Here is a 25,541-nt window from a genome sequence, read left to right as displayed (position 1 = left end):
TGAGGGAGGTCACCGTGAAACATGTCTTGGGCGCCGTCTGCGGCGCGTCTGTTCTGTTGTTGGCCGTCCCCGCGATGGCCGAAACGACCCTGACGATCGCCACCGTCAACAATGGCGACATGATCCGCATGCAGGGGCTGACGGCTGAGTTCACCAAGAAGTACCCGGATATCACCGTGAAGTGGGTGACGTTGGAGGAGAACGTGCTGCGTCAGCGCGTCACCACCGACATCGCCACCAAGGGCGGTCAGTTCGACGTGCTCACCATCGGCACCTATGAGGTGCCGATCTGGGCCAAGAAGGGCTGGCTGGTGCCGCTCACCAATCTCGGCGCCGACTACGACGTCGCCGACCTCCTGCCCAGGATCAAGGACGCGGTCACCGCCGACGGCAAGCTCTATGCCGCGCCGTTCTACGGCGAGAGCTCGATGGTGATGTATCGCACCGATTTGTTCGACAAGGCCGGCCTGAAGATGCCGGAGAAGCCGACCTGGGATTTCGTGGTCGATGCCGCCAAGAAGCTCACCGACAAGAGCGCCGGCACCTACGGCATTTGCCTGCGCGGCAAGGCCGGCTGGGGTGAGAACATGGCGTTTCTCTCCGCCATGGCCAATTCCTACGGCGCGCGCTGGTTCGATGAGAAGTGGGAGCCGCAGTTCAACACGCCGGAATGGAAGACGACGCTGACGACCTATGTCAATCTGATGAAGGAAGCCGGCCCTCCCGGCGCAAGCTCCAACGGCTTTAACGAGAATCTGGCGCTGTTCAATGCCGGCAAATGCGCGATGTGGATCGACGCCACGGTGGCGGCGTCCTTCGTCACCAACCCGAAGGATTCCAAGGTCGCCGACAAGGTCGGTTTCGCGCTCGCGCCCAACACCGGGCTCGGCAAGAACGCCAACTGGCTGTGGGCCTGGAATCTCGCGATCCCCGCCGGCTCCAAGAAGATGGAAGCCGCCGAGAAGTTCATCGCCTGGGCGACCAGCAAGGACTACACCAAGCTCGTCGCGTCGAAAGAGGGCTGGGCCAACGTGCCGCCGGGCACGCGCACCTCGCTCTACCAGAACCCTGAATATCTGAAGGTCGCCCCGTTCGCCAAATTGACGCTGGCCTCGATAGACGCCGCCGATCCGAACAAGCCGACGGTGAAGCCGGTGCCTTATGTCGGCGTGCAATACGCTGCGATCCCCGAATTCCAGGGCATCGGCACTCAGGTCGGCCAGCAATTCTCCGCCGCGCTTGCGGGCTCGATGACGGTCGACGCTGCGCTCACCGCCGCGCAGTCCGCGACCGAGCGCGAGATGAAGCGCGCCGGCTACATCAAGTGAACCCGGGCTCTTCCTCCTGAGCTCAGACTTGCGGCCATCCAGCGTCATGGATGGCCGCCTTCTTCCCGCCAGCGGAGAAGCGTTGATGGCAACCCGGCAGACGCAGTTCCTTGCGCGCTCGCTCCTGACGCCGGCGGTCGGGCTGTTGTTCATCTGGATGATCGTTCCGCTGGCGCTGACGATCTATTTCTCGACGCTGCACTACAGCCTGCTCGATCCCGGCTCCGAGGCGTTCGTCGGGCTGGAGAACTTCCGCTACTTCCTCACCGATCCTGCCTTTCTGGCCTCGCTGCGGAATACGCTGGTGCTGGTCGGCTCGGTGCTGGCGCTGACGATCCTGCTCGGCATTCCGCTGGCACTGCTGATGGACCAGCCGGTGATCGGTCGCAATTTCGTGCGGCTGATGGTGATCGCGCCGTTCTTCGTGATGCCGACGGTGAGCGCGCTGGTCTGGAAGAATCTGTTGATGCACCCGGTGTCCGGCCTGTTCGCCTGGCTCGCCTCGCTGTTCCATCTGACGCCGATCGACTGGTTCAACGATTTGCCGCTGTTTGCCATCATCCTGATCGTGACGTGGCAATGGCTCCCGTTCGCGACGCTGATCCTGCTCACCGCGCTGCAGTCGCTCGACGAGGAGCAGAAGGAGGCCGCCGAAATGGACGGCGCCAGCGCGGTCTCGACCTTCATCTACATCACCCTGCCGCATCTGGCGCGCCCTATCACGGTGGTGATCCTGATCGAGACCATCTTCCTGCTGACCGTGTTCGCCGAGATTTTCGTCACCACCGGCGGTGGGCCGGGCCTGCAGACCACCAACATCGCTTTCCTGATCTATTCGCAGGCGCTGATCCAGTTCGACGTCGGCAGCGCCTCCGCGGGCGGCCTCGTCGCGGTGGTGATCGCCAATGTCGTCGCCTTCTTCCTCGTCCGCATCGTCGGCCGCAATCTGGAGGCTTGAAGCATGGCACGGATGGCGACGACGCGGCGGGTGGTGATATCGACGGCGGTGGCCTGGTTGTTCGGCTTCCTGATCTTCTTCCCGATCCTGTGGATGGTGCTGGCGAGCTTCAAGACCGAGCTCGAGGCCTTCGCCATCCCGCCGTCCTTCCTGTTCTTCCACTGGACCACCGAAAACTACGCGACCGTGCAGGAGCGCAGCGACTATCTCCACCACGCCATGAACTCGGTCATCATCGCAGGCGGCTCGACGCTGATCGCGCTGCTGATCGCGATCCCCGCGGCCTGGTCGATGGCGTTCTCGCCGACCAAGCGCACCAAGGACATCCTGCTCTGGATGCTCTCGACCAAGATGATGCCGCCGGTCGGCGTCCTGGTGCCGATCTACCTGATCTACAAGACCTTCGGTCTGCTCGATTCCCGCATCGGCCTCGTCTTCATCCTGTGCCTCGGCAATCTGCCGATCGTCATCTGGATGCTGTTCACCTATTTCAAGGAGATTCCCCGCGACATCCTTGAAGCCGCGCGCATGGACGGCGCCACCATCGGCCGCGAGCTGGTCTACGTGCTGACGCCGATGGCGATCCCGGGGCTGGCTTCCACCATGCTGCTCAATCTGATCCTCGCCTGGAACGAGGCGTTCTGGACCCTCAACCTGTCGACGTCGAACGCGGCGCCCCTGACCACGTTCATCGCCTCCTATTCGAGCCCGGAAGGGCTGTTCTGGGCAAAGCTGTCGGCGGCCTCGACGCTGGCGATCGCGCCTATTCTCGTCCTCGGTTGGTTCAGCCAGAAGCAGCTCGTGCGCGGGCTCACCTTCGGCGCGGTGAAGTAAAGGGGCTGCCGGATCATGGGTCAGATCACACTTCAGGACGTGCAGAAATCCTTCGGCCCCGTGCACATCATCAAGGGCGCCGACCTCGAGATTGCCGATGGCTCCTTCGTGGTGTTTGTCGGTCCGTCCGGCTGCGGCAAGACCACGCTCTTGCGGCTGATCGCCGGGCTCGAAGACGTCTCTGGTGGCAAGATCCTGATCGACGGCAAGAACGTCGTCGATACGCCGCCCGCCAAGCGCGGTCTCTCGATGGTGTTCCAGTCCTACGCGCTGTATCCGCATATGAGCGTGCGCGGCAATATCGGTTTCGGCCTGAAAATGGCGGGGCTTGCCAAAGACGAGATCAACCGCAAGGTCGAGGCCGCCGCCGCGACGCTGAACCTCACGCCCTATCTCGATCGCAAGCCGCGCGAGCTCTCCGGCGGCCAGCGCCAGCGTGTCGCGATCGGCCGCGCCATCGTGCGTGAGCCCAAGGCGTTCCTGTTCGACGAGCCGCTGTCCAACCTCGATGCGGCGCTGCGCGTGCAGATGCGGATCGAGGTGACGCGGCTACAGAAGCAGCTCGGCACCACCGCGATCTACGTCACCCATGACCAGGTCGAGGCCATGACCATGGCCGACAAGATCGTCGTACTGAACGGCGGCAAGATCGAGCAATATGGGTCGCCCCTGGAGCTCTACGAGCGGCCGGCCAATCTGTTCGTCGCCGGATTCATAGGTTCGCCCAAGATGAATTTCGTCACCGGCGAGCTCGCGTTGCAACGTGGTGCGGCCACCATCGGCGTCCGGCCGGAGCACCTCAAGATCGAGCGCGATGGCACCGGAGGCTGGCAGGGGACCATCGCGGTGGCCGAGCATCTTGGCAGCGACACCTTCCTCTATGTCGATGCCGGCCCGCTCGGGATGCTGACCGCACGCTATATCGGCGAATTGAGCCTGCATGCCGGCGACCACGTGTCGCTGGTGCCGGACCCCGCGCGCATTCACCGCTTCGACGCGAGCGGCAACGCGCTTCGGAACTGACAAGAAAACGGCAAGAGACGGAAAGACCACCATGTACCTGGAAAAATTCAAGCTGAACGGCAAGACCGCGTTCATCACCGGCGGCGGGCAGGGCATCGGCCTTGGCTGCGCGGAAGCGCTGGCTGAAGCCGGCGCCAGGGTCATCATCGGCGACCGCGACAGCAAGGTCGCCGACAGCGCCAAGGCCAGCCTGAAGGCGAAGGGCTTTGACGTGGAGACCGCGATCATGGACGTGACCGACACCAAACGCGTGGCGGAGGTCGCGAACGACCTCGTCGCCCGCCACGGCAAGGTCGACATCCTCGTCAACAATGCCGGCATCGCCCGCAGCGAAACCCCGGCGGAGACCGTGACCGACGAGCACTGGCTCAACGTCATCGACGTCAATCTCAACGGCACCTTCTGGTGCTGCCGCGAGTTCGGCAAGCACATGCTGAAGGCGAAGAGCGGCGCCATCGTCAATGTCGGCTCGATGTCCGGCTTCATCGTCAACAAGCCGCAGGAGCAGTGCTTTTACAACGCCTCCAAGGCGGCGGTGCATCATTTGACCAAATCGCTGGCCGCCGAATGGGGCGCGCGCGGCATCCGCGTCAATGCGGTGGCGCCGACCTATATCGAGACGCCGCTCAACGCTTTCGTGAAGAGCAACGCCAAAATGTACGACGCCTGGATCGGCGGAACCCCGATGGCGCGGATGGGGCAGGTCGAGGAGATCGCCTCGGTCGTGCTGTTCCTCTCGTCGGAGGCCGCGAGCCTGATGACCGGCAGCATCGTGCTGGTGGATGGCGGCTATACTTGCTGGTAGGCTCACCGTCAAAGCTGACGGAAAGCGACCGGGAGCGACAATGCCGCGAGCGTATATCGGCGTCGACGTGGGGACCACGAGCACGCGGGCCGGAGTGTTTGACGAGGCCGGCACGCTTTTGGCCACCGCCCGGCATCCGATCCGGATCTGGCACGAGGCCGGCGATATCGTCGAGCAATCGTCTCAAGACATCTGGGACGCCTGCGCGACATCGGTGCGGGCCGCGATGGCGGAAGCCGCCATCGCGCCCGACAGCGTCGGCGGCATCGGCTTTGACGCGACCTGTTCGCTGGTTGTCCTCGACAGGCAGGGCGAACCGCTCACCGTCAGCGCGTCCGGCGACCAGCAACGCAATGTCATCGTCTGGATGGATCATCGCGCCATCGCCGAGGCGCGGCTGATCAACGAGACCGAGGATGCCGTGCTGCGCTATGTCGGCGGCTCGATCTCGCCCGAGATGGAGATGCCGAAGTTATTATGGCTGAAGCGGCATCTGCGCGCGAGTTTTGATGCCGCTGGCCACTTCTTCGATCTCGCGGATTATCTGACCTGGCGCGCGACCGGATCGCTCCAGCGCTCGACCTGCACCGTCACCTGCAAATGGAATTATCTCGCCCATGACGGCGGCGGCTGGAGCGCGCAATTCTTCAAGCGCATCGGCCTGTCTGACTTCGTCGCCGAAAGATATGCCCGCATCGGCACCGAGATTGTCGCCCCCGGCACGCGGCTCGGTGCGGGGCTCACCCGCATAGCTGCTGCCGAGCTCGGCCTGTCGCCGGGCATACCGGTCGGGGCCTCGCTGATCGATGCCCATGCCGGCGGCATCGGCGCGATCGGCGGCCGCGACGGATCGGGCGGGGCGACCGATGTCAGTGACCGGCTTGCCTACATCATGGGAACGTCGGCCTGCATCATGGCGACGACGAAGGAGCCGTGCTTCGTCCCGGGCGTGTGGGGGCCTTATTACTCTGGGATGGTCCCGGACTTCTGGCTCAACGAAGGCGGCCAGTCGGCCGCGGGCGCGGCGATCGACCATCTCCTCAAGTCGCATCCGGGCCATACCCAGGCGAGCGCGGCGGCACGCAGCGAGGGCCTCGACCTCATCGACTTCCTCGAGCGCCGCATCATCGCGCGCGCAGGCAGCGCCAGCCGTGCCGCGCTGCTCGCCCGCGACATCCATGTTCTCCCCGAATTCATCGGCAACCGCTCGCCCTACGCCGACCCTGATACGCGCGCGGTGATCGCGGGCCTCGATCTCGACACCGACATCGCCGCGATGGAGCGGCTGTTCGTGGCCGGCCTGTGCGGGCTCGCTTATGGGCTCGCCGAGGTGATCGAGGCTTTTGCCGCGCATGGCGTTCGCTCCAGCATCATGATCATGGGGGGCGGTGCGAGCCGCAGCCCGCTGGTGCGGCAGATCACGGCCGACACCACCGGTCTTACCGTCGCGCTGCCGCAGACCAGGGAGCCGGTGCTGCTGGGGGCGGCGATGCTGGGGGCGGTGGCCGGCGGCGCCTATGCCTCGATCGGCGAGACCATGGCAAAGATGTCGGCGCTGGGACGGAAGAGCGAGCCGACCGCGTCCGACATGGCCGCGTTTCACACCCGCAAGCGCGAGGTCTATAAGCTCCTGCGCGACGTCGATCGCGGCAGCCGCGCGGCGATGCGCGACATCGCGAGAGGTTGATGGACATGTTGATTGCCTGCGGCGATGCGCTGATCGATTTCGTGCCGACGCGAAATGCGCAAGGACGCGAGGCGGTGATGCCGGCCGTCGGCGGCTCCTGTCTCAACGTCGCCATCGGCATGGCCCGGCTGGGCGCACCCACTGGATTCGTCGGCGGCATCTCGACCGATCTGTTCGGGCGGATGATTGCAGATCATGCGGTGGCCTCCAACGTCGACCTCAACCTCGCCACCCGCAGCGATCACCAGACCACGCTGGCTTTCGTCCGCATCGTCGCGGGCGAGTCGCATTACGCCTTCTATGACGCCGGAACCGCGACGCGGAACTGGACCTACCGGCGCGGGACGATTCCGTTCGCGAATGTGGAAGCCGTTCATGTCGGCTCGACCACGCTCGTCAACGACCAGGGCGCGGCGGAGACGACGGCGCTGATCGCGGACGCGCGGGCGTCATCGACGATCTCCTTCGATCCGAATTGCCGGCCCAATCTGGTCAAGGACAAGCCGGCTTATCTGGCGCGCATGGCCGAGTTCGCTGGCCACGCCGATCTCATCAAGATGTCCGACGTCGACTTCGCCTATCTCTTCGGCGACGAGCCTTACGAGCGGCGGGCGAGCGCGCTGCTCGGGCAGGGCACGAGCCTCGTCGTCATCACTCGCGGCGACAACGGCGCCGTCGCGTGGCACACGGGGGCAGGTCAGATCGAGGTCGCCGCGCCCAAGGTCGAAGTCGCCGACACGATCGGCGCGGGCGACAGTTTTCAGGCGGCGCTGCTCTTTGCCCTGCACAAGCAGGGGCGCATTGCCCGGAAAGCACTGAAGGACATCAATGTCGACGAGCTCCGCCGGGCGCTGTCCTTTGCCGCCAATTGCGCCGGCCTGACCTGCACCCGCCCGGGCGCCGATCCGCCCTGGAGTCGTGAGATCACATGGAGCTTGTAGCCCGGCGCCGCGTCACAGCCGCGCGACCGCCTTCTCGGCGCATTTGAGAAACCTGGAGATCAGCGGGCTGTGGGAGTCCCTCCGCCAGCACACCGCGATGTCGATGGAATCGGCCGCATCGCGCAGCGGCCTGAACACGATGCCGCGCGGCGCGCCGAGCTGGGCGCAGGCCGGCACGATCGCAAGCCCTTCGCCGGCGAGAACCAGGCTCATCGCCGAATGCACGGTCTCCACCCGGCTCGCGATCGGCATCACGATCTGATGTCGTCGCAGCAGGGCTGCGACCGCGGAGGAGCCGGGATCTTGTTCCGGCGGCGGCAGCGCAATCAGCGGGCGACCGTGCAGCTTCTCCATCGGCACCGAGCTCAGGCGCGCGAGCGGCGAGCGGATCGGCATCGCCAGCATGAAGGGTTGCGCGCCGATCCGCGCCACCTGGACCTCGGGATGGTGGATCGCCGGCATGCACAGGGCGACCGTGACGCTCCGGTCGAGCAGCCGGGCCTCGCGCGTCGAGGCGCTGAGCTCGGCGAAGTCGAGGTCGACGCCGGGAATGGACCGCCGCAGCTCCGGGATCAGGCGCGGCAGCATGGCATTCGCCAGCACGAACATGTATCCGACCGAGAGCCGCCCACGCCGTCCGGCCGCGACGGCGCGTGCGGCTTCGACGCCGTCGGCGGCCAGCGCCAGCGCCTCCCCGGCGCGCGCAAGCAGGGCCTGGCCCGCCTCGGTCAGGTCCATGCCGCGCGTGCCGCGGCGGAACAGCGGCGCGCCGATTTCGGCCTCCAGCTTGCGGATCTGGACCGAGAGCGGCGGCTGCGCCATCCGCAGCCGCTCGGCGGCCTTGCCGACGCTGCGCGCTTCGGCGACGGCGACGAAATAGCGGAGCCGGCGAAGATCCATTGGCATACCGAAAACGTATGGGTTGGCGACCAAAATCGTATTGGACGGCGAGTTAACAAAACTGTCATTCTCGCTGTCAATGCTTTGGGCCAACGGCGGCCCGCTTCGGAGCGTGATGTGACGATGAACGGCGATCCCTGTCTGCTGTCCGCAACCGAACTGCGCGGCCTCATCGCCGAAAAGCGGATTTCCCCCGTCGAGATCGTCAGTGCCGTGCTCGCGCGCGCCGAGGCGCTCCAGCCCGAGTTGAACTGTTTCATCACACTGTGTGGCGACGAGGCGATGGCGCAGGCGCGCGTCGCCGAGCGCAAGATGATGGCCGGCGAGCCGCTCGGCCTGCTCCACGGCATCCCCGTCACCGTCAAGGACATCGTCAACACCAAGGGCGTCAAGACCACCTTCGGCGCCGTTCCCTACAAGGACAATGTGCCGAACGAGGATGCCGTCGCGGTGGCGCGGCTGCGCAGTGAAGGCGCGATCCTGATCGGCAAGACCACGACGCCGGAATTCGGCAGCAAGTGCCTGACCGATTCACCCCTGTTCGGCCGCACCCGCAATGCCTGGGATGCGTGCCGGTCCTCCGGCGGCTCCAGCGGGGGCGCGGCCGTCGCCGTGGCCAGCGGCATCGCGCCGCTGGCGATCGCGACCGACGGCGGCGGCTCGACACGAATTCCCGCCGCCTGCAACGGCGTGGTGGGCTTGAAGCAGAGCAACGGCGTGATCCCGCACAGCCAGGCGCTGGATGTGTTCGGCAACCAGACCTATGTCACGCCGACCACCCGCACCGTCGCCGACACCGCGTTGATGATGCAGGCGATGGCAGGCGAGGATGCCTGCGACCCCTGGTCGATCGGCGTTCCCGTGCCCGATTTCATCGGCACGGCCGCCCGGCGCGACGATCTGCGCGGGCAGCGGATCCTGTACTGCCTGACGCCGCCAAGCCGTCCGGTGTCCGCCGAAGTGGCAGCCAATTTCCGAGCGAGCCTCGACCGGCTGGCGGGGCTCGGCGCCGAGCTCGAGGAATTCTCTAGCGACGGTTTCGATATCGAGCCGATCTGGCGCGCCATCAACCACACGGTCTGGCGCACGCGCTTTGCAAAACTCGCAGCCGAGCACAAGGACGAGCTGAGCGAGGCCTTCCTCAAGCAGCTCGCGCTCGCCACCGAGGTCAGCGGCGTCGACTATCAGGAGGCGATGTTCGCGCGCACCGCGCTGTTCCGCCGCGTGCAATCGCTGCTTGCGCGCGGGCACTTCCTGGCGATGCCGACGCTGACGCGCACCGCGCTGCCGATCAAGCAGGATCTGTTCGGCAGCATCGAGATCGACGGAGCGCATTTCGACAGCGTCCGGCCGCATTGGTTCCCCTGGACCATGCCGTTCAACATGACCGGCCATCCCGCCGTCAGCCTGCCCAGCGGCTTTGGCCGCGACGGCCTGCCGATCGGGCTTCAGCTCGTCGGCCGCTTCCGTGCCGATGCGGAATTGCTGCGCGTCAGCGCACTGTTCGAGGCTTCAAGCGACCTTCTGTCCCGCTGGCCGGCTTGAGAAGATGGGTATGCAGCAAAAGGCTTGCCTCAGCCGCCCGGACATGTTGATCGTGCCGCAGCTGAGCCCTGAAGCCGAGCGCGCATGAGCGTATTTGTCCTCCGACGTCTGTTGACCTTGCTGGCGACGCTGGTCGGCGCATCCCTGATCATTTTCCTGGTGCTCGATGCGCTTCCCGGCAATGCCGCGCAGATGCTGATGGGCGCCGATGCCTCGCCAGACGCGGTGCGTGCGCTCACCGTCAAGCTCGGGCTCGACCAGCCGCTGGCGGTTCGCTATCTGCAATGGATCAAGGGCCTCCTCGTCGGCGATCTCGGCAACTCCTATGTCTACGGCACGTCGGTCGCCAGCCTGATCGCGGAGCGGCTGGTGCTGACCGTTCCGCTCGCGATCATGGCCATGACGATCACGGTGACGCTGGCGCTCTCGGCCGGCATCTACACCGCCGCCAACCACAACAAGCTCGGCGACGTCGGCGTGATGTCGCTGACGCAGGTCGGCATCGCGTTGCCGAATTTCTGGTTCGCGATACTGCTGGTTCTCCTGTTCTCGGTACGGCTGCAATGGCTCTCGGCGGGGGGATTCTCCGGCTGGGAGGAAGGCATCTGGCTCGGCGTCAAGTCGTTGCTGCTGCCGGCGATCTCGCTCGCGGTGGTGCAGGCCGCGATCCTCGCGCGTGTGACGCGCTCGGCCGTCCTCGAAGTGCTGCGCGAGGACTTCGTCCGCACCGCCCGCGCGAAGGGGCTCGGCAAGCGCGAGGTGCTGTGGAGCCACGTGCTGCGCAATGCGATGATCCCCGTCATGACGGTCATGGGGCTGCAATTCGCCAATCTACTCGCCGGCACCATCGTGATCGAGAACGTGTTCTATCTGCCGGGCCTCGGCCGGCTGATCTTCCAGTCGATCGCCAACCGCGACCTGATCGTGGTGCGCAATTGCGTGATGCTGCTGGCGACCATGGTCGTCATCGTCAATTTCGTGGTCGACGTGCTCTATGCCTTCATCGATCCCCGCATCAAGGTCCACGACCTGTGAGCGCGCCCCTGACCACTCCAATTGACGCGCCGGTCGCGGCGCGCCGCGTGCCGGCCAAGACCTTCTGGGGCCGCGCGCTGCGCCATCGCAGTTTCGTGCTCGGTGGCTCGCTGAGCCTTCTGGTGCTCGCCTCGGCGCTGCTCTCGCTGGTGTGGACGCCGTGGTCGCCCTACGAGATCGACATCGCCTCGAAGCTGCGACCGCCTTCGGCAGCGCACTGGCTCGGCACCGATTCCTTCGGCCGCGACATCGTCTCGCTGCTGCTCGCCGGCGCCCGCTCCACCATCATGGTCGGCGTCATCGCCGTCAGCATCGGTCTCAGCTTCGGCGTTACGCTCGGACTGGTCGCCTCGGCCCGGCGCGGCTGGACCGAAGAGATCATCATGCGCTTCTCCGACTTCACCTTCGCCTTTCCGGCGGTGCTCTCCGCGATCATGCTCGCCGCGGTGGTGGGGCCGGGGATGGTGACCTCGATCGTCGCGATCGGCATCTTCCAGATCCCGACGCTGACCCGGCTGACGCGCGGCTCGGCCAACGCGATCTGGGCGCGCGAATTCGTGCTGGCCGCGCGCGCCGCGGGCAAGGGTGCCTTCCGCATCACCATCGAGCACGTGCTGCCGAATATTCTGTCGATCCTGATCGTGCAGGTCACCATCCAGTTCGCGCTCGCGATCCTCGCCGAAGCCGCGCTGTCCTATCTTGGCCTGGGCACGCAGCCGCCGCAGCCGTCCTGGGGACGGATGCTGAACGATGCGCAGACGCTGCTGTTCCAGTCGCCGATGCTCGCGGTCTATCCGGGCGCTGCGATCGCGATCGCGGTGCTCGGCCTCAATCTTCTCGGTGACGGATTGCGCGACCTGCTCGATCCCAGACTGGCACGGGAGCGATGACGATGGGCGAGCGACAGGCCGTGCCGCTGCTCGAGGTTGATCATCTCGGCGTGCGTCTCAATACCAGCCGCGGGCCGGCGCAGGCCGTGCGCGGCGTCAGCTTCGCCCTGAAGCGCGGCGAGACGCTGGGGCTGGTCGGCGAATCCGGCTGCGGCAAATCGGTCACGGCGATGTCCCTGATGGGGCTGCTGCCAGACAGCGCCGTGGTCTCGGGCAGCATCAAGCTTGACGGCAACGAGCTCGCCCGATTGCCGGACGCGGATTATTGCCGCCTGCGCGGCAACCGCATCAGCATGATCTTCCAGGAGCCGATGACCGCGCTCAATCCGATGCACACGATCGGGCATCAGGTTGCCGAGCCGCTGCGACGCCACAAGAAGCATTCGGCGGCACAGGCGCGCAAAGAGGCGATCGCCTTGCTCGACCGCGTCGGACTCCCCGATCCGGCGCGGCGCGTCGACGCCTATCCGCACCAGTTTTCCGGCGGCCAGCGTCAGCGCATCACCATCGCGATGGCGCTTGCCTGCGAGCCTGACCTCTTGATCGCGGACGAGCCGACCACCGCGCTCGACGTTACCATCCAGGGCCAGATCCTCGACCTCATCGCCGATCTCGTCGAGGAGCGCGGCATGTCGATGATCCTGATCTCGCACGATCTCGGCGTCATCGCCGAGAACGTGCAGCGCATGATGGTGATGTATGGCGGCACCGTCGTCGAGAGCGGGCCGACCGACGAGGTGTTCCGCCGCATGGGGCATCCCTATACGCAGGGCCTGTTTCGCGCCCGGCCGAAGCTCGGCGCGCGCAAGGGGACGCGGCTGAAGACGATATCGGGGACCGTGCCGGAGCTTGCAGATCTGGCTGCGGGGTGCACTTTCTCCGACCGATGTCCGCTCGTGATCGATCGGTGCCGCGCCGCGCTTCCGCCGATGGTCGATGTCGGACCCGGGCACTTCGTGCGTTGCATCAGGACGGATGTCTCGATGGCCGAGAACGTCGAAGCGGTGACCGCATGACCGCTGCGCCTCTTCTCGACGTGAAGGATCTCGAACAGCGCTACGCCCTGCCGCGGGAAAGCCTGTTCCGGCCGCCGGGGCAGGTGCGCGCGCTCAACGGCGTGAGCGTGCGGGTTGCCGCCGGCAAGAGCCTTGGCGTCGTCGGCGAATCCGGTTCGGGCAAGTCGACCTTCGCGCGGCTGGTGATGGCGCTGGAGCGGCCGACCTCGGGGCAGGTCGCGCTGCTCGGGCGCGACCTCAACCGCATCTCGGCCGACGAGCTGCGCCGCGCGCGGCGCGATTTCCAGATGGTGTTCCAGGACCCCTACGGATCGCTCGATCCGCGCCAGACCATCGCCCGCATCGTCGCCGAGCCGCTGACGGTGCTGGAAGACGCCGACCGCACCACCTTTCGCGCGCGCGTCTCCGCAGTGCTGCGCCAGGTCGGCTTGCGCGATGCCGACATGGAGAAATATCCGCACGAGTTCTCCGGCGGCCAGCGCCAGCGCATCGCGATCGCACGCGCGCTGATCACCCAGCCGAAGCTCATCGTCGCCGACGAGCCGGTCTCCGCGCTCGACGTCTCCGTGCAGGCGCAGGTCCTGAACCTGATGCAGGACCTCCAGGAGCAGTTCGGGCTGAGCTACATCCTGATCAGCCATGACCTCGCCGTCGTCGACTATCTCTGCGACGAGGTCGCGGTGATGTATCTCGGCCGCATCGTCGAGCAGGGCCGGCCCGAAGACCTGTTCGAGCATTGCGCCCATCCCTATACGCGGGCGCTGCTGGAGGCGGTGCCGCGGGCGCGCGCCGGCGGCGGCCGGCGGCGGCGCGGGGGCCAGGCGATCGCCTCGCAATCGACGGCCACGGCCGGATGTCCCTATGTCGCGCGCTGTCCGCTCGCCGACCAGCATTGCCGCGAGGCCCTGCCTGAGTTACGCAAGGTGGGCGAGGGGCACCTTGCCGCCTGCCACCGGGCAGAGGCCGTGATGGCGTTGCCGCCGGCGGCCATGGAAGGTTAGAGTCCGGAGCCGGATTGGCGTAGGCTTAAGAACAGAACAGGCCGGGGAGTTACGCATGTTGAGGAAATTATCGATCGTCGCGTTTGCCGCCGCGCTCGTCGCGGCGCCTTTGCCCGTGCTGGCGCAGAGCAAGAAGGACAGCGTCGTCATGGGCATGACGCTGGAGCCGCCGGGGCTCGACCCCACCAATGCCGCCGCCGCCGCGATCGCCGAGGTCACGCTCTACAACATCTACGAGACGCTGACCAAGATCAACGAGGACGGCTCGGTCTCGCCGTTGCTGGCGGAGAGCTGGACTGCGTCGCCCGACTTGAAGACCTACACGTTCAAGCTCCGCAAGGGCGTCAAATTCCACAATGGCGAGCCGTTCGATTCCGCGGCGGTGAAGTTCTCGTTCGAGCGCAATGCCGCGGCAAACAGCACCAACAAGGACAAGAGCCTGTTCCAGGCCTTCGAGAAGGTCGAGACGCCCGACGCCGACACCGTCGTGATCTCGGTGAAATACTCCGAGCCGAACCTGCCGTTCCTGCTGGGGCAGGCGAGCGGCTCGATCGTCGAGCCGAAGAGCGCGGCCACCAACGTCACGCAGCCGGTCGGGACCGGGCCTTATCAGCTCGGCGCCTGGGCCAAGGGCTCCTCGATCACGCTCAGCAAATGGGCCGACTATCGCAACGCTTCGGCGATCAAGCTTTCGAAGGTGACGATCCGCTTCATCTCCGATCCGGCCGCCCAGGCCGCGGCGCTGCTCTCGAACGACGTCGACGCATTCCCGCGCATCGCGACCCGCGTCGTTGCTCAATTCAAGTCTGATCCGCGCTTCACGGTGCTGATCGGCGGTTCCAGGGCCAAGACCATCGTCGCGATCAACCACCGCAAGAAGCCACTCGACGACGTCCGTGTTCGCCGCGCCATCCTCGCTGCGATCGATCGCAAGGCCTTGATCGACGGCGCCGTAGAGGGGTTCGGCACGCCGATCGGCAGCTTCTATACGCCGGGATCGCTCGGCTATGTCGACACCACCGGCGTCAACCCCTACGACCCCGAGAAGGCCAAGAAGCTGCTCACTGAAGCCGGCGTCACCGCGCCGCTCGAGCTGTCGCTGAAGCTGCCGCCGCCGCCTTATGCGCGGCAGGGCGGCGAGATCGTCGCGGCCCAGCTCGCCAAGGTCGGCATCGTCGCCAAAATAGAGAACGTCGAATGGGCGCAGTGGCTGTCGCAGGTGTTCGCGCCCAACGGTCCGCACAATTTCGACCTGACCATCGTCAGCCATGTCGAGCCGTTCGACCTCGTCAAGATCACCGAGCCGGACTACTATCTCGGCTACAACAACGAGGCGTTCAACGCGCTCTACAAGCAGATCGTGTCGACGCCGGATGAAGCCGCCCGCACCAAGCTCCTCGGCGATGCCCAGCGCATGCTGGCGACCGACGCCGTCTCCGCCTACCTGTTCCAGCCGCAATGGCCCACCGTCACCAACAAGAAGCTGAAGGGCGTCTGGAAGGAAGTCCCGCAGTTCGAGAACGATTTCTCGACGTGGTCTTGGGAGTAGCGAATACTCCAACAGATCGCTGGTTCGCGTCGACAATGGCCTCTTCCATCGGGAAGAGGCCATTGGTTCGACTGCTCCAGGCAAAAAACTCGAAAACAACCCCATGCACAGTAGACGGGGCCAGCTATTTCAATGGCTTGCGGGGGTGCTCGGCATCATGCGCCGCAGCTGAGACCGGTTGATGCGTCGGGCAAAACACCGGCATGATGGCAGCATCATCAGAAGGCGTTTCTTTCGAGCGCAGCTTCCGTCGATTTCCAGACATTGAACGATCGAAATCCTCGTGCGTTAGCTTGACGCAGGATGGCCGCATGCCGCGCGTGGTCCGCCGCCGGGGGCACACGGAGTTCGGTTCTTGCTCAAACTGTATAGATGGCCGTCCAACGACTGGCGAAGCATCAGCACGGAAATGCCCTCGGAGATCATTTGGGCAGATCTGCTGAATGCGACCGACGAGGAAAAGCAGTTTGTCGAACGGCTGTTGGGAATACGGATTCCGTCCCAGGATTCTCTTAGCGAGATCGAAGCATCGAGCCGACTGATCTTTGACCACGGCACGCTTTATCTCAGCTCTCCTGCAGTCCAGCCCGACGAGGGCGGCGAGGCCGAGATTACGCCGGTGGGCTTCGTCATCGGTCCCCACGTGCTGGTGACAGTGCGTTTTGCCAAATTGCCTATCTTCGAGGCCATCGGTGAGCGCATCGGCTCCGACGACAGTCTCGAGAACGGCATGTGTGTGTTCACCAGCTTGCTCGAAGCAATGGTCGATCGCGGCGCCGATGTCCTGGAGCATCTTGGTGCGAAAGTCGACGGGCTTTCGCGGGGCGTTTTCAAGGGCGGCCTCGTTCGGACCAAGCGGCTGGCCCACTCCAGTCGCAGGATGCGGGAAGCGCTCGAAAACATCGGTGAACTGGCCGACAGATTGGCCAAGGCGCGGGATGTTCTACTTGGGGTCGGCCGCATCGCTTCGTTTGCTGGCGACGTTGGCAGCGAGTGGATCACGGCAGCCTCGAAGAAGCGCCTCGAGGCGGTGTCGAAGGACGTCGCCTCGCTCAACGATTACGAAACGAGATTGTCGGACAAGATCCAACTTTTGCTGGATGCGGTGCTTGGCTTCATCAATATCCAGCAGAATGAGCTGTTCAAGATCTTGACGATTGTGTCCGTGGTCGGTGTGCCGCCAACCATCCTGGTCGGCATCTGGGGCATGAATTTCAAGCACATGCCGGAGCTCGACTGGACGTTCGGCTATCCGCTGGCATGCCTCGCGATCATCGCAAGCGGCGTTCTGCCGCTGATCTGGTTCAAGCGGCGCGGCTGGTTCGAGTGAAAAGAGCGGCGCATCGCTCGTAACGATGCGCCGTTCGTCAGGTCATGCTGCCTTGGCGTCGACGCTGCCGATCCAGTCGCGGGCGAGGGTCACGTCGGCTTGCGACAATTGATGGCCCGCCGGCAGGACCCTGTGGGTCACGCTTGCACCTGTTTGCGAGAGCAGGGCCGCAAGCTTGGCCGAATTGCCGGCCGGCACGATCGGATCAGCCTGTCCGGACAATAGCAGGATCGGCTTGCCCGCAAGATCGGCTGCGGGCGGATCCGACAGCGGCACCATCGCGCGCAGCAGGATCGCGCCTGCGAGCACATCCGGCTGCAACAGCAACAGCGCGGCTGCGATGTTGGCGCCGTTTGAGAAGCCGACCGCGACCGGCGCGGCGATGCCGTATCGCTTCCGCGCCTCGTTGACGAAGTCGCCGAGCTCGCGCGCGCGTCGGCGGACGTCGTCCTCGTCGAACACGCCTTCGGCGAGACGGCGGAAGAACCGCGGCATGCCGTGCTCGAGCACGCGGCCGCGCGGCGAGAGCAGCGCGGACCCCGGCGAGATCATCTTGCCGAGCCCGAGCAGGTCGTTCTCGTCGCCGCCGGTGCCATGCAGCAGCAGCAGCGGCGTGGAGCCCGCGCTGGCCGCGGGCTCGAAGCGATGGATGAAGGCACTCTCGGTCATGACACGCTCTCTTCCAGGTTCGGTAGAACGCCCTCGATTTGCTGGCGGTGTTGTTCAAGGAAGCTCGGCAGCTTGAGGTCACGTCCGAGCGTCGCGACGGGTTCGTCGACGGCGAAGCCGGGGATGTCGGTCGCGATCTCGAACAGCACGCCGCCGGGCTCGCGGAAGTAGATCGAGCGGAAGTAGTTGCGGTCCCTCTGCTCGGTCGGATGCAGGCCGTGATTGCTTACGAGCCTCTCGGCCATCTTGCCTTGCTCGGCATCGTCAGCCGCGCGGAAGGCGATGTGATGCACTGAGCCGCCGCCCTGATGGCCGCGCAAGAAGCCCTTGGCCTCGTAGATGTCGACCACGCTCCCCTCGACGTCGCCCGGCGCCTTGAAGCGGATCACCGAGCCTTCGCGCCCCGTTTCCTTGAAGCCGAACACGTCGGTGAGGACGGCGGCGGTCTTCACCGCGCTGTCGAGCAGCAGTGTCACACCGTGGAAGCCGCGGATCGCGTGCTCGACCGGCACGTCGCCATTGCTCCAGCCGGGCTCGCTCTCGGCACCGGGAATGCCGACCAGCGCGAGCGCCATGCCGTCGGGATCGGTGAACGGCAGCACGGATTCGCCAAAACGCTTCTCGAGCGCCTCGTAGGCGATGCCCTTCTCGGTGAAGCGCTGGGTCCAGTAGCCGAGCGAGCGCTGCGGCACGCGAAAGGCGGTCTGATGGGTCTCGCCGACACCGCGGCGCCCGGCCGAAACGCCCGCCCAGGGGAAGAACGTCAGAATGGTGCCGGGGCGGCCGGTCTCGTCGCCATAATAGAAGTGATAGGTGCCGGGATCGTCGAAATTGACCGTCTTCTTGACGAAGCGCAGGCCGAGATCCCGGGTGTAGAAGCCGAAATTGCGGATGGGGTCGCCGGCGATCGCGGTGACATGGTGCAGTCCAGACATTGTCGTCCTCCAAAGCTCGGGTAGCGTCTTGCTCTGGTCGGAAATATTGTTCCGCTTTGGATTGGAGACAATCCATGCAAATATGACGGCTATGTCTACGATTTGGAAACAATCGACGGAAGCAGCCCTTGGATAAGCTCGGCAGTCTCCGGGCCTTCGTGAAGGTGGTGGAAAGCGGCAGCTTTGCGGAAGCCGGCCGGCAGCTGCGGCTGTCGCGCTCGGCGATCAGCAAATACATCGCCGACCTCGAGGAGAGCCTCGGCGTGCAGCTCCTGAACCGGACCACCCGGCACGCGAGCCCGACCGAGAACGGCCAGCGCTATTTCGAGCGCGCGCTCGTCATCCTCTCGGAGGTCGAGGCGGCCGACCAGGCGGTGACGCAGGCGCAGTCGGCGCCGCGGGGATTGTTGCGCGTCAACGCGCCGATGTCGTTCGGCACGATGCGGCTAGGGCCGGTGCTGGCTGAATTCATGACGCGCTATCCCGAGCTTCAGCTCCAGATCGTGCTCAGCGACGACCTGCTCGATCCCGTGCAGGACGGCTTTGACGTGACGCTTCGGATTGCAGAATTGGAATCGTCGAGTTTGATCGCGCGAAAAATCATGCCGGTGGCGCGCATGATCTGCGCCTCGCCCGATTATCTGGCGCGTCACGGCACGCCAAAGCATCCGCAGGATCTGCGCGATCACGCGTCGCTGACCTACGGCTTCCTCCTCACCGGCAATCAATGGAAGCTGACGGGCGCGGACGGTGATCACTGGATCCAGCCGGCCTGGTCGCTCTGCGTCAACAATGCCGAGGTGCTGCGCGACGTCGCGATCAAAGGCAGGGGCCTCGCGCTGCTGCCGGAGTTCATTGCCGCTGATGCCTTGAGGAAGGGCGAGCTGCGCGCCGTGCTGCAAGACTATTCCGCGCCGCCGCTCGCGCTCTATGCGGTCTATCCGCCGACGCGGCACCTGTCGGTGAAGGTCAGGCTCTTCATCGATTTTCTGGTCGAGCGCTTCAGCCGTGACGAGGACGAAGGCGACGGCGGGGGCAGACGTGCGGAGGCCAGGCCGTAAGCCCACGACGCGCCGGCTGGCCCGCTCTGCACAGCACCCGAAGATTGTCATTGCTTGAGCGACGCTGAAAAGGCCACCAGCGCGATCATGTCGTCGACGCTGAGATTCTCGACAACCGGTTTCATGAGTTCGCTGTTGGCGCCCTTCCGCGCACCCGATTTGAAGTCATAGAGCTGCCGGAACATGTAGGTGGGCGAACGGGACGCAAGCCCCGGCGCGATGACAGTCCCGTTGAGGTCAGCACCGTGACAGGTCCCGCACTGGACGCGCGGATCGCTGTTCGTTGCCAACGTCCGTCCTTTCTGAACGCTGCCTACCGGGACGTAGGCGATGAAACGAGCGCGCGAGTCCCGGCTGACAAAGTGCTCAACGTCTTCCGGTATCTCGATGATGCGCTGACCGATGGGCTCTTTCTCGGCGCCGTCCAGCGGAGCTAGGAACAAGTCTCTCACCTGTGTTTTTGGCACCGCCTCGGCCTCTACGACGACAATATTCGATCTCGGCTTGATGGAGGCGAAGTAGGCTGCGGCCTCTGCGAGTTCCTGATCGGTCACCGCTTTGGACAACTTGATCATCAGGTCGGTGGCGACGCGAGGTGCAGAGTTCGTGCGCAGGCCCGTCTTGAACTCCGCCGTTTGCTGAATGATGTATTCCGCGGAGAGACCAAATAGGCTGGCATTCTCAGGACCGCCCGGTCCGTCTGCCCGGTGGCAGACGCCGCACGCGAACACCTCTGGCTTTCTCCCCCTCGCCACGATTTCCGGCATTGGCAGATGATCGTCCGGGTGCCAGTCGGGCGCGGCGAACAGATCGCGCACTTGCGTCAGCGTAAAACCTGCGGCGCTGTCAGGAACGTGCCTGATCGTGCCATCGTCAGGCGTGCGTTGAAAATTGGGCGGGTTGACCGGGTAGGCCCACGCTGGCGGGCCCTCCTGGATTTGCGCACGCGCCCCCGCCGCGGTGAGCAATGCCAACGAGAACATGCATAGAGCAGCTGGAAATCTCATGGCTCTCGACCTCCCAGCGAGTCGGTGAAGCCAACTGTACTTTCCGAAGGCGAAGATCAGGAGCGGCTAACGAGCGCTTGTCGGGCGACGGGACGCCGCAGCTCTCCGCCACATCGAAAACACCATTCAACGCCGGGGGCTCGCAGACGTCAATGTGCGATTTCAGCCGAGTTGGTCTGCTCAGGGTCAAAACGCTAAGAGCTCGACCCGAGCAAATCTAGCTGACCGATCGCTGCTCGGTAGGCTGGAGCAGATCGTCGAGCGCGCTCATCGACGCTGCTCGCAGCGCAGCGAGCTCACGCGCGGCACTTTGGCGCTCGGGTGGAGACATCGTGGCTGCCGCCAGCTCGATCTCGCGGCAGCGCTCGAACAGGCGGACGAGGCCGAGTGCGCTCGCGGCGCTGCCGAGCTGATGGGCGGACCGCGCGAGCTGCTCGTGATCGCCAATGTCCGCGGCCTTGACGATATCGCCGATCAGTTGCTCGCTCGTTTGCCGTAGAAGCTGGTTGAGTTTCGCGATCTGGGTCGCGCCGAGCAGCTCCTTCTGATCGTCGAGGAAATGCCGGTCGATCAATGCACCTGCAGCGAGTTGCGCTGCGGCGGGCTCCTCCCTGGGATCGTCCTCGATCGCCTCGCGCAGCGCGTTGATCAGGATCGGCTTGCTCACGATTTTGGTGATGCCGGCGCCAGCGAGCCGCTCGCGGGCTTTGGTGGAAATGTCGGCGGTGACGGCGATGATGCGTGGCATCTTCCGCAAACCGAGCTTGCCGATCCGCGACGCGGCCTCCACGCCGTCCATGTCGGGCATGTGCAGGTCCATCAGGATGACGTCGAAGGCCTGATCGCGGGCAAGTGCGACGGCCGAGGCGCCGTTGCCGGCGAGGGTGGGGCGGTGGCCGAGCCGCTTCAGGATCGCTTCGCCGACCTCGCAATTGACGGGATCGTCGTCGACCAGCAACACGCGAAGCTGCCGCGACGGCGGCGGAAGCGCGCCTTGCGCGATGCCGCTTGCGGCGCGGCCGAGCGGCACTTCAAGCATGAACGAGCTGCCCGCGCCCGGCGTGCTCGCCACCGTCAGCTCGCCGCGCATCAGGCGGGTGAGGCGCCGCGCGATCGCAAGGCCGAGGCCAGTGCCGCCGAACCGCCGCGCGATGCTGTCGTCCGCCTGCACGAAATCCTCAAAAATCCGCTCGTGCATGTCGGGCGCGATGCCGATGCCGGTATCGCGAACGGTGATGCGCAGCAGAACATGATCGTCGTGGCGCTCGGCGGCCGCGTTCAAGCCGATGCCGCCGCGTGGGGTGAACTTGATCGCGTTGCCGATCAAATTGAGCAGGATGCGATTGAGCCGCACGGGATCGCCGTGCACGGAGGTATTGACCGTCGCATCGCAGGCGAGGTCGAAGGTCAGTCCCTTGCCGAAAGCCTGCGGACGCATCAGGTCGGCGGCCGTTTCGATCAGCTGGCCGAGGCGGAAATCGCGCGTCTCCAACGTTTCGGTGCTGGCCTCGAGGCGCGCATATTCCAGGATGGCGTCGACCAGCGCGATCAGCGTTTCGCCCGATGCGGCCGCGGTCGTGAGCCGGCGCTGCTGCGCTTCGCCGAGGCTGCCGTCGTCGAGCAGCTGCAGCACGCCCATGACGCCGTTCAGCGGCGTGCGCAGCTCGTGGCTGACGACAGCGAGGAAGCGCGATTTGGTCTCATTGGCCGCCACAGCTGCACTGCGCGCGCGCTCGGCGGCATCGTGCTCGGCAAGGGCTTGATCGCGCGCCTTCTCCAGCTCGGAGGTGCGCTCGATCACCTTGCGCTCCAGCGTCGCGTAGGAATAGCGCAGTTGCGCGGCCATCCGGTTGAACTGATCGCCGAGCGCTTCCAGCTCGTCGCCGGTCTTGATCGCGAGCCGCAGGCCGAGATCGCCGCTCCCGATCCGCCGCGCGCCCTGCGTCAGCAGCTGGATCGGCCCCGTCATGCGCCGGCTGAGAAGGAGAGAGACCAATACCGCGCCGGCGAGCAGGACGACGAGGAGAAAGGTCGAACGGCCAATGGACGCATAGATCGGCGCATAGGCCTCGCTGAGCGGCAGCTCGACGAACACCAGCAAGCCGAGCGAGGGGACCGTCGCATAGGTCGACAGCACGCGCTGACCGGACAGGTCCTCCTTGACCAGGCCGCCGGAGGGCGGCCCCACGCCGTCGAGCGCGGCGCGGACGTCGGCGTGGCCGGAGAGATCGCTGCGTTGCAGGGCTCGCCACAGATCGGGATGCGCGATCAAGACCCCCGTGCGGTCCACCACATAGGCCTTGCCGGTGTTGCCGACCCTGATCCCGGCGACGAGGTCCCAGATGAAACGCAAATTGACCTCGGCGACGATCACGTTGGGATTGCGGCCAATTCCGCGCGTGGCGAGCGTCATGAATGGTTCGGTGTCGCCGAAGAAGTAGACCGGCCCGTAATAGGCCCGGCTTTCATTGGCACCGCGAAACGCGGGCGAGGCGGAGAGGTCGGCCTTGCTGCCGATCCTGTCCGCCACACGGCGGGACACGCGCATCTGTTCAAGCCCGCGCGAGTCGAGCTCGGCGATTTCCGCGATCGCCGGAGAGAGGCGCAGGAGACGGATGGCGTTCAGCCGCTCGTCTTCGTTGGTCGACAGCTCCGGCGGCAGGCGCGAGAGCCATCTGATCTGGTTTTCGATCTGGCCGATGAACTGGCCGATCTGAATCGCAGCGGACGCTGCCTGCTCGCGCTGGGTCGCCGCCAGAAGCTGCTTCTGCTCGCGATAGGAGAACCAGACGTCGAAGCCGGTGTTGATGGCGAGCGCGGCAAAGGCGAGGGCGACGATCGAGTAGAGATATTTGCGGAACAGCCGGCCGGGAGGCGTTCGCAAATGTCCCTGGTCGACTGTTTCGTTCACTCGCGGATCTCGTCGGCGCGCGCGAGCAGCGTGAACGGGATGGTCAGTCCCAACGTGCGGGCGACGGTGCGGTTGATCAGGAGCTCGTATTTCCGCGGCGATTGCACCGGCAGGTCGCCGGCCTTGGTGCCGCGCAGGATGAGATCGACGTAATCGGCCGAGCGCACTTCCAGCGTCGGCCCGTAGCTCATCAACCCGCCGGCATCCATGAAGTAGTGGAACGGATAGATCGTGGGCACGCGATACTTGGCTGCCGCCGCAACGACCGCCTGCCGGTTGACGACGAGGAAGCTGTCGACCAGCGCAATCATCGCCGCCTTGGGCGCCTCGGAGAAGCGCCCGACGGCTTCGTCGATGTCCGTCGGCGCGTTGACGGGGGCGGGGATCGCGGACACTCCGGACTCGGACGCCTCTTGCTCGATCGAGTCGAGGAAGAAGCGCCCGCCGCGAGGGGTGGTCGCAGGGTTGAACAGGATACCGACGCGCGCAAGATCGGGCACGGCCTCGCGGATCAGCTGCAGCCATTTGCCGCCCATCTCGGCGGTGCTGTTGGTGAAGCCGGTGACGTTGCCGCCGGGATGCGCAAGGCTTTCGACGAAGCCGTTGCCGACGGGATCGTTGGCGGTCGCGAAGACGATCGGGATGGTCCTGGTGGCGGCAAGGACCGCCACGGTTTCGACCGTCGACCCCGTCAGGATCACATCCGGCTTCAGCTCCAGCAATTCCTGAATCGCGGCCTTGAGCCGGTCCGGTGTGCCGAAGGTCGAACGGAGCTCGAGGCGGAAGTTGACGCCTTCGACCCAGCCGCGCTGCCTCAAGCCGGCGACGAGGCCGCCGAGGCGGGAGGTTGCACTGTCGATCATGCTCCGCCGGGTCAGCTCGTCGTCGAGCGGCAATGCGGTCAGCGATCCGACGATCCGCATGCGATCCGACGTTGCGCCAAGCGCGGCCCATCCCGCGGCGGTTGCACCCGCAAGGCGAATGAAGCCGCGGCGATCGACCGCGAGAGCGGAAGGCCGTTCGGTCATGATACTCTTCGCATGATGGCTTGCCCCGGAGCGGATGCTTAGCGCGAACGGCCGGCATCCACAATTGATGAAAAAATGCGCTTATGAATGCTCATTCGCAGCGTTTGGCAGCCCGATACCGTATTCCTACGCTGCCAAAGAGTCGCTGCTTCGAGCGTTGTCTGCTTCGTGACGCCTTGTAACGCCTTGTCGCGTTGCAGCATTTTCCGTCTCGGTTGCGACGACGGTTCGGGGAAGGCGATTTCGCAGCTACCGATTTTTGAAGCGTTGTTTCAAGTTGTTTCGAAGGTTCTCGATGCGCAAAATCTATCTCATTCCGGCCGTCGTCGGCCTGCTCACCTTCATTGCTGCCGGACCGCTCGCGGCCCAGGGCGCCGTACCGAAGCAGAAGGCTGCGCCGGCACCCAGAGCGGCTGCGGCCGGCGCTCCCGCTGCAGCCGGCACGCCCGTCGCCGCCGGGGCGAATTCGGCCGAGACACCGGCCGCGGACGACAAGATCAAGGCGATCGACGGTTTCCGCTCCGCCAAGTTCGGCATGAACGAGGCCGATGTGCGCGCGGCGATGACGAAGGATTTCAACGCCAAGCCCGACGCCATCAAGTCACAGGACAACGCGTCCGAGCTGACGCACAGCATTCTGCTGTCTGTTCCGGAGTTACTGCCGAACGGCGGCACCGCCGAACTCTCCTACGTGTTCGGCTACAAGTCGAAGTCGCTGATCCAGGTCGGCGCGGTCTGGTCGAAGGCGACTGACGCAGCGATCACGCCGGAGAAGCTGTTCTCCAACGCCAACATCCTGCGCGCCCATTTCATGGGCGAAGGCTTCAAGCCCGACTCCATCGCCGTCAACATGCCCGTCGCCGGCGGCATCGTGATGTTCCGCGGCAGCGACGCCAAGGATCGCTCGGTGATCCTGCTGCTCCAGGGCACGTTCGAGAACAAGGAGAACAACCAGCGTGTGCTGACGCCGACAAGCCTGCTGCTGTTCTACGTGGCCGACGCCAAGAGCCCTGACATCTTCAAGCTGCCGCCCGGCCAGTTCTGATGTCGGGATCGCTCGACATTCTCCCACCCTGTTGTGGATCGGC

Annotated in this window: 22 protein-coding genes; 16 read left to right on the top strand and 6 right to left on the bottom strand. The window is 65.3% G+C overall.

Features of this window, described 5'->3' with window-relative positions; genetic code table 11:
* Window positions 1-14 precede the first annotated feature (14 nt).
* The 7 genes from AABA84_RS07080 (at window position 15) to AABA84_RS07050 (ending at window position 7,576) form a co-directional block, all read left to right on the top strand.
* Window positions 15-1,328 carry an ABC transporter substrate-binding protein gene (locus AABA84_RS07080; RefSeq protein ID WP_212248552.1) on the top strand — a complete coding sequence of 438 codons (1,314 nt, stop codon included), beginning with the start codon at window positions 15-17 and terminating at the stop codon, window positions 1,326-1,328.
* 85 nt (window positions 1,329-1,413) lie between these two features.
* Window positions 1,414-2,286 (top strand): carbohydrate ABC transporter permease, encoded by an 873-nt coding sequence (locus tag AABA84_RS07075; RefSeq protein WP_212248553.1) that lies wholly within the window; start codon window positions 1,414-1,416, stop codon window positions 2,284-2,286.
* Between the two features lie 3 nt (window positions 2,287-2,289).
* Window positions 2,290-3,120 (top strand): carbohydrate ABC transporter permease, encoded by an 831-nt coding sequence (locus tag AABA84_RS07070; protein WP_338311709.1) that lies wholly within the window; start codon window positions 2,290-2,292, stop codon window positions 3,118-3,120.
* 15 nt (window positions 3,121-3,135) lie between these two features.
* Window positions 3,136-4,143 (top strand): ABC transporter ATP-binding protein, encoded by a 1,008-nt coding sequence (locus tag AABA84_RS07065; protein WP_212248555.1) that lies wholly within the window; start codon window positions 3,136-3,138, stop codon window positions 4,141-4,143.
* A gap of 31 nt (window positions 4,144-4,174) precedes the next feature.
* Window positions 4,175-4,948 carry an SDR family NAD(P)-dependent oxidoreductase gene (locus tag AABA84_RS07060; protein ID WP_212248556.1) on the top strand — a complete coding sequence of 258 codons (774 nt, stop codon included), beginning with the start codon at window positions 4,175-4,177 and terminating at the stop codon, window positions 4,946-4,948.
* A 40-nt stretch (window positions 4,949-4,988) separates the two neighbouring features.
* The gene (locus AABA84_RS07055; protein WP_338311708.1) at window positions 4,989-6,635 is read left to right on the top strand and encodes an FGGY-family carbohydrate kinase; all 1,647 of its coding nucleotides are present in this window, start codon (window positions 4,989-4,991) and stop codon (window positions 6,633-6,635) included.
* 5 nt (window positions 6,636-6,640) lie between these two features.
* On the top strand, window positions 6,641-7,576 hold the full coding sequence (locus AABA84_RS07050) for a carbohydrate kinase family protein (RefSeq protein WP_338311754.1): 936 nt from the start codon (window positions 6,641-6,643) through the stop codon (window positions 7,574-7,576).
* Between the two features lie 12 nt (window positions 7,577-7,588).
* Here AABA84_RS07050 and AABA84_RS07045 read toward each other — a convergent pair whose 3' ends face one another.
* Window positions 7,589-8,476 carry a LysR family transcriptional regulator gene (locus AABA84_RS07045; RefSeq protein WP_338311707.1) on the bottom strand — a complete coding sequence of 296 codons (888 nt, stop codon included), beginning with the start codon at window positions 8,474-8,476 and terminating at the stop codon, window positions 7,589-7,591.
* A gap of 123 nt (window positions 8,477-8,599) precedes the next feature.
* Between AABA84_RS07045 and AABA84_RS07040 the strand changes: the two genes are divergently transcribed.
* From AABA84_RS07040 to AABA84_RS07010, 7 genes are all read left to right on the top strand, one after another.
* On the top strand, window positions 8,600-10,021 hold the full coding sequence (locus AABA84_RS07040; protein WP_338311753.1) for an amidase: 1,422 nt from the start codon (window positions 8,600-8,602) through the stop codon (window positions 10,019-10,021).
* Between the two features lie 84 nt (window positions 10,022-10,105).
* Entirely contained in the window at window positions 10,106-11,056 is a 951-nt protein-coding gene (locus AABA84_RS07035; protein ID WP_028142417.1) for an ABC transporter permease, read from the top strand.
* Window positions 11,053-11,946: an ABC transporter permease gene (locus AABA84_RS07030; RefSeq protein WP_338307476.1), complete on the top strand. Its 894-nt coding sequence runs from the start codon at window positions 11,053-11,055 to the stop codon at window positions 11,944-11,946. Before AABA84_RS07035 ends, AABA84_RS07030 begins: the two co-directional genes overlap by 4 nt.
* Before the next feature lie 2 nt (window positions 11,947-11,948).
* Window positions 11,949-12,962: an ABC transporter ATP-binding protein gene (locus AABA84_RS07025; protein WP_338311706.1), complete on the top strand. Its 1,014-nt coding sequence runs from the start codon at window positions 11,949-11,951 to the stop codon at window positions 12,960-12,962.
* Complete coding sequence (locus AABA84_RS07020; protein WP_338311705.1) at window positions 12,959-13,963, top strand: ABC transporter ATP-binding protein; 1,005 nt, start codon at window positions 12,959-12,961, stop codon at window positions 13,961-13,963. The genes AABA84_RS07025 and AABA84_RS07020 overlap by 4 nt, the downstream gene beginning before the upstream one ends.
* Before the next feature lie 55 nt (window positions 13,964-14,018).
* A complete protein-coding gene (locus tag AABA84_RS07015; protein WP_338311704.1) occupies window positions 14,019-15,512 on the top strand; it encodes an ABC transporter substrate-binding protein in 1,494 nt (497 codons plus the stop codon).
* Between the two features lie 355 nt (window positions 15,513-15,867).
* Window positions 15,868-16,842 (top strand): magnesium transporter CorA family protein, encoded by a 975-nt coding sequence (locus AABA84_RS07010; RefSeq protein WP_212248564.1) that lies wholly within the window; start codon window positions 15,868-15,870, stop codon window positions 16,840-16,842.
* A gap of 42 nt (window positions 16,843-16,884) precedes the next feature.
* On the opposite strand, the gene AABA84_RS07005 is transcribed toward AABA84_RS07010, so the two are convergent.
* Together AABA84_RS07005 and AABA84_RS07000 are read right to left on the bottom strand one after the other, a co-directional pair.
* Window positions 16,885-17,511 carry an alpha/beta hydrolase gene (locus tag AABA84_RS07005; protein ID WP_338307473.1) on the bottom strand — a complete coding sequence of 209 codons (627 nt, stop codon included), beginning with the start codon at window positions 17,509-17,511 and terminating at the stop codon, window positions 16,885-16,887.
* Window positions 17,508-18,446: a ring-cleaving dioxygenase gene (locus AABA84_RS07000; RefSeq protein ID WP_338307472.1), complete on the bottom strand. Its 939-nt coding sequence runs from the start codon at window positions 18,444-18,446 to the stop codon at window positions 17,508-17,510. Before AABA84_RS07000 ends, AABA84_RS07005 begins: the two co-directional genes overlap by 4 nt.
* A 128-nt stretch (window positions 18,447-18,574) precedes the next feature.
* Here AABA84_RS07000 and AABA84_RS06995 point away from each other — a divergent pair, with 128 nt between their 5' ends.
* Window positions 18,575-19,507 (top strand): LysR family transcriptional regulator, encoded by a 933-nt coding sequence (locus tag AABA84_RS06995; RefSeq protein ID WP_338311703.1) that lies wholly within the window; start codon window positions 18,575-18,577, stop codon window positions 19,505-19,507.
* A 47-nt stretch (window positions 19,508-19,554) separates the two neighbouring features.
* Here the strand turns inward: AABA84_RS06995 and AABA84_RS06990 are convergent, their stop codons facing one another.
* The 3 genes from AABA84_RS06990 to AABA84_RS06980 all read right to left on the bottom strand — a co-directional run bounded on the left by AABA84_RS06990 (window position 19,555) and on the right by AABA84_RS06980 (window position 24,453).
* Window positions 19,555-20,514 (bottom strand): c-type cytochrome, encoded by a 960-nt coding sequence (locus tag AABA84_RS06990; RefSeq protein ID WP_338311702.1) that lies wholly within the window; start codon window positions 20,512-20,514, stop codon window positions 19,555-19,557.
* Window positions 20,515-20,731: 217 nt separating this feature from the next.
* Entirely contained in the window at window positions 20,732-23,425 is a 2,694-nt protein-coding gene (locus AABA84_RS06985; protein WP_338311701.1) for a hybrid sensor histidine kinase/response regulator, read from the bottom strand.
* A complete protein-coding gene (locus tag AABA84_RS06980; protein ID WP_212248569.1) occupies window positions 23,422-24,453 on the bottom strand; it encodes an ABC transporter substrate-binding protein in 1,032 nt (343 codons plus the stop codon). The genes AABA84_RS06985 and AABA84_RS06980 overlap by 4 nt, the downstream gene beginning before the upstream one ends.
* Window positions 24,454-24,748: 295 nt before the next feature.
* On the opposite strand from AABA84_RS06980, the gene AABA84_RS06975 reads away from it, so the two are divergent.
* Entirely contained in the window at window positions 24,749-25,498 is a 750-nt protein-coding gene (locus tag AABA84_RS06975; RefSeq protein ID WP_212248571.1) for a hypothetical protein, read from the top strand.
* Window positions 25,499-25,541 lie beyond the last annotated feature (43 nt).

This window comes from Bradyrhizobium sp. TM239 (assembly GCF_036247985.1).
GTDB classification, from domain to species: Bacteria; Pseudomonadota; Alphaproteobacteria; order Rhizobiales; family Xanthobacteraceae; genus Bradyrhizobium; species Bradyrhizobium ottawaense.
Note: the sequence above shows the minus strand (reverse complement) of the source record. Positions and strands in the feature narration are given on the sequence as shown.

Bases quoted from the DNA above. Each gene is read 5' to 3' on its own strand.
- AABA84_RS07020 (WP_338311705.1), top strand. From the start codon at position 12,959: ATGACCGCTGCGCCTCTTCTCGACGTGAAGGATCTCGAACAGCGCTAC.
- AABA84_RS06980 (WP_212248569.1), bottom strand. From the start codon at position 24,453: ATGACCGAACGGCCTTCCGCTCTCGCGGTCGATCGCCGCGGCTTCATT.
- AABA84_RS07070 (WP_338311709.1), top strand. From the start codon at position 2,290: ATGGCACGGATGGCGACGACGCGGCGGGTGGTGATATCGACGGCGGTG.
- AABA84_RS07040 (WP_338311753.1), top strand. From the start codon at position 8,600: ATGAACGGCGATCCCTGTCTGCTGTCCGCAACCGAACTGCGCGGCCTC.
- AABA84_RS06990 (WP_338311702.1), bottom strand. From the start codon at position 20,514: ATGAGATTTCCAGCTGCTCTATGCATGTTCTCGTTGGCATTGCTCACC.
- AABA84_RS07050 (WP_338311754.1), top strand. From the start codon at position 6,641: ATGTTGATTGCCTGCGGCGATGCGCTGATCGATTTCGTGCCGACGCGA.
- AABA84_RS07025 (WP_338311706.1), top strand. From the start codon at position 11,949: ATGGGCGAGCGACAGGCCGTGCCGCTGCTCGAGGTTGATCATCTCGGC.
- AABA84_RS07065 (WP_212248555.1), top strand. From the start codon at position 3,136: ATGGGTCAGATCACACTTCAGGACGTGCAGAAATCCTTCGGCCCCGTG.
- AABA84_RS07055 (WP_338311708.1), top strand. From the start codon at position 4,989: ATGCCGCGAGCGTATATCGGCGTCGACGTGGGGACCACGAGCACGCGG.
- AABA84_RS06975 (WP_212248571.1), top strand. From the start codon at position 24,749: ATGCGCAAAATCTATCTCATTCCGGCCGTCGTCGGCCTGCTCACCTTC.
- AABA84_RS07035 (WP_028142417.1), top strand. From the start codon at position 10,106: ATGAGCGTATTTGTCCTCCGACGTCTGTTGACCTTGCTGGCGACGCTG.
- AABA84_RS07015 (WP_338311704.1), top strand. From the start codon at position 14,019: ATGTTGAGGAAATTATCGATCGTCGCGTTTGCCGCCGCGCTCGTCGCG.
- AABA84_RS07060 (WP_212248556.1), top strand. From the start codon at position 4,175: ATGTACCTGGAAAAATTCAAGCTGAACGGCAAGACCGCGTTCATCACC.
- AABA84_RS07000 (WP_338307472.1), bottom strand. From the start codon at position 18,446: ATGTCTGGACTGCACCATGTCACCGCGATCGCCGGCGACCCCATCCGC.
- AABA84_RS07005 (WP_338307473.1), bottom strand. From the start codon at position 17,511: ATGACCGAGAGTGCCTTCATCCATCGCTTCGAGCCCGCGGCCAGCGCG.
- AABA84_RS07045 (WP_338311707.1), bottom strand. From the start codon at position 8,476: ATGGATCTTCGCCGGCTCCGCTATTTCGTCGCCGTCGCCGAAGCGCGC.
- AABA84_RS07075 (WP_212248553.1), top strand. From the start codon at position 1,414: ATGGCAACCCGGCAGACGCAGTTCCTTGCGCGCTCGCTCCTGACGCCG.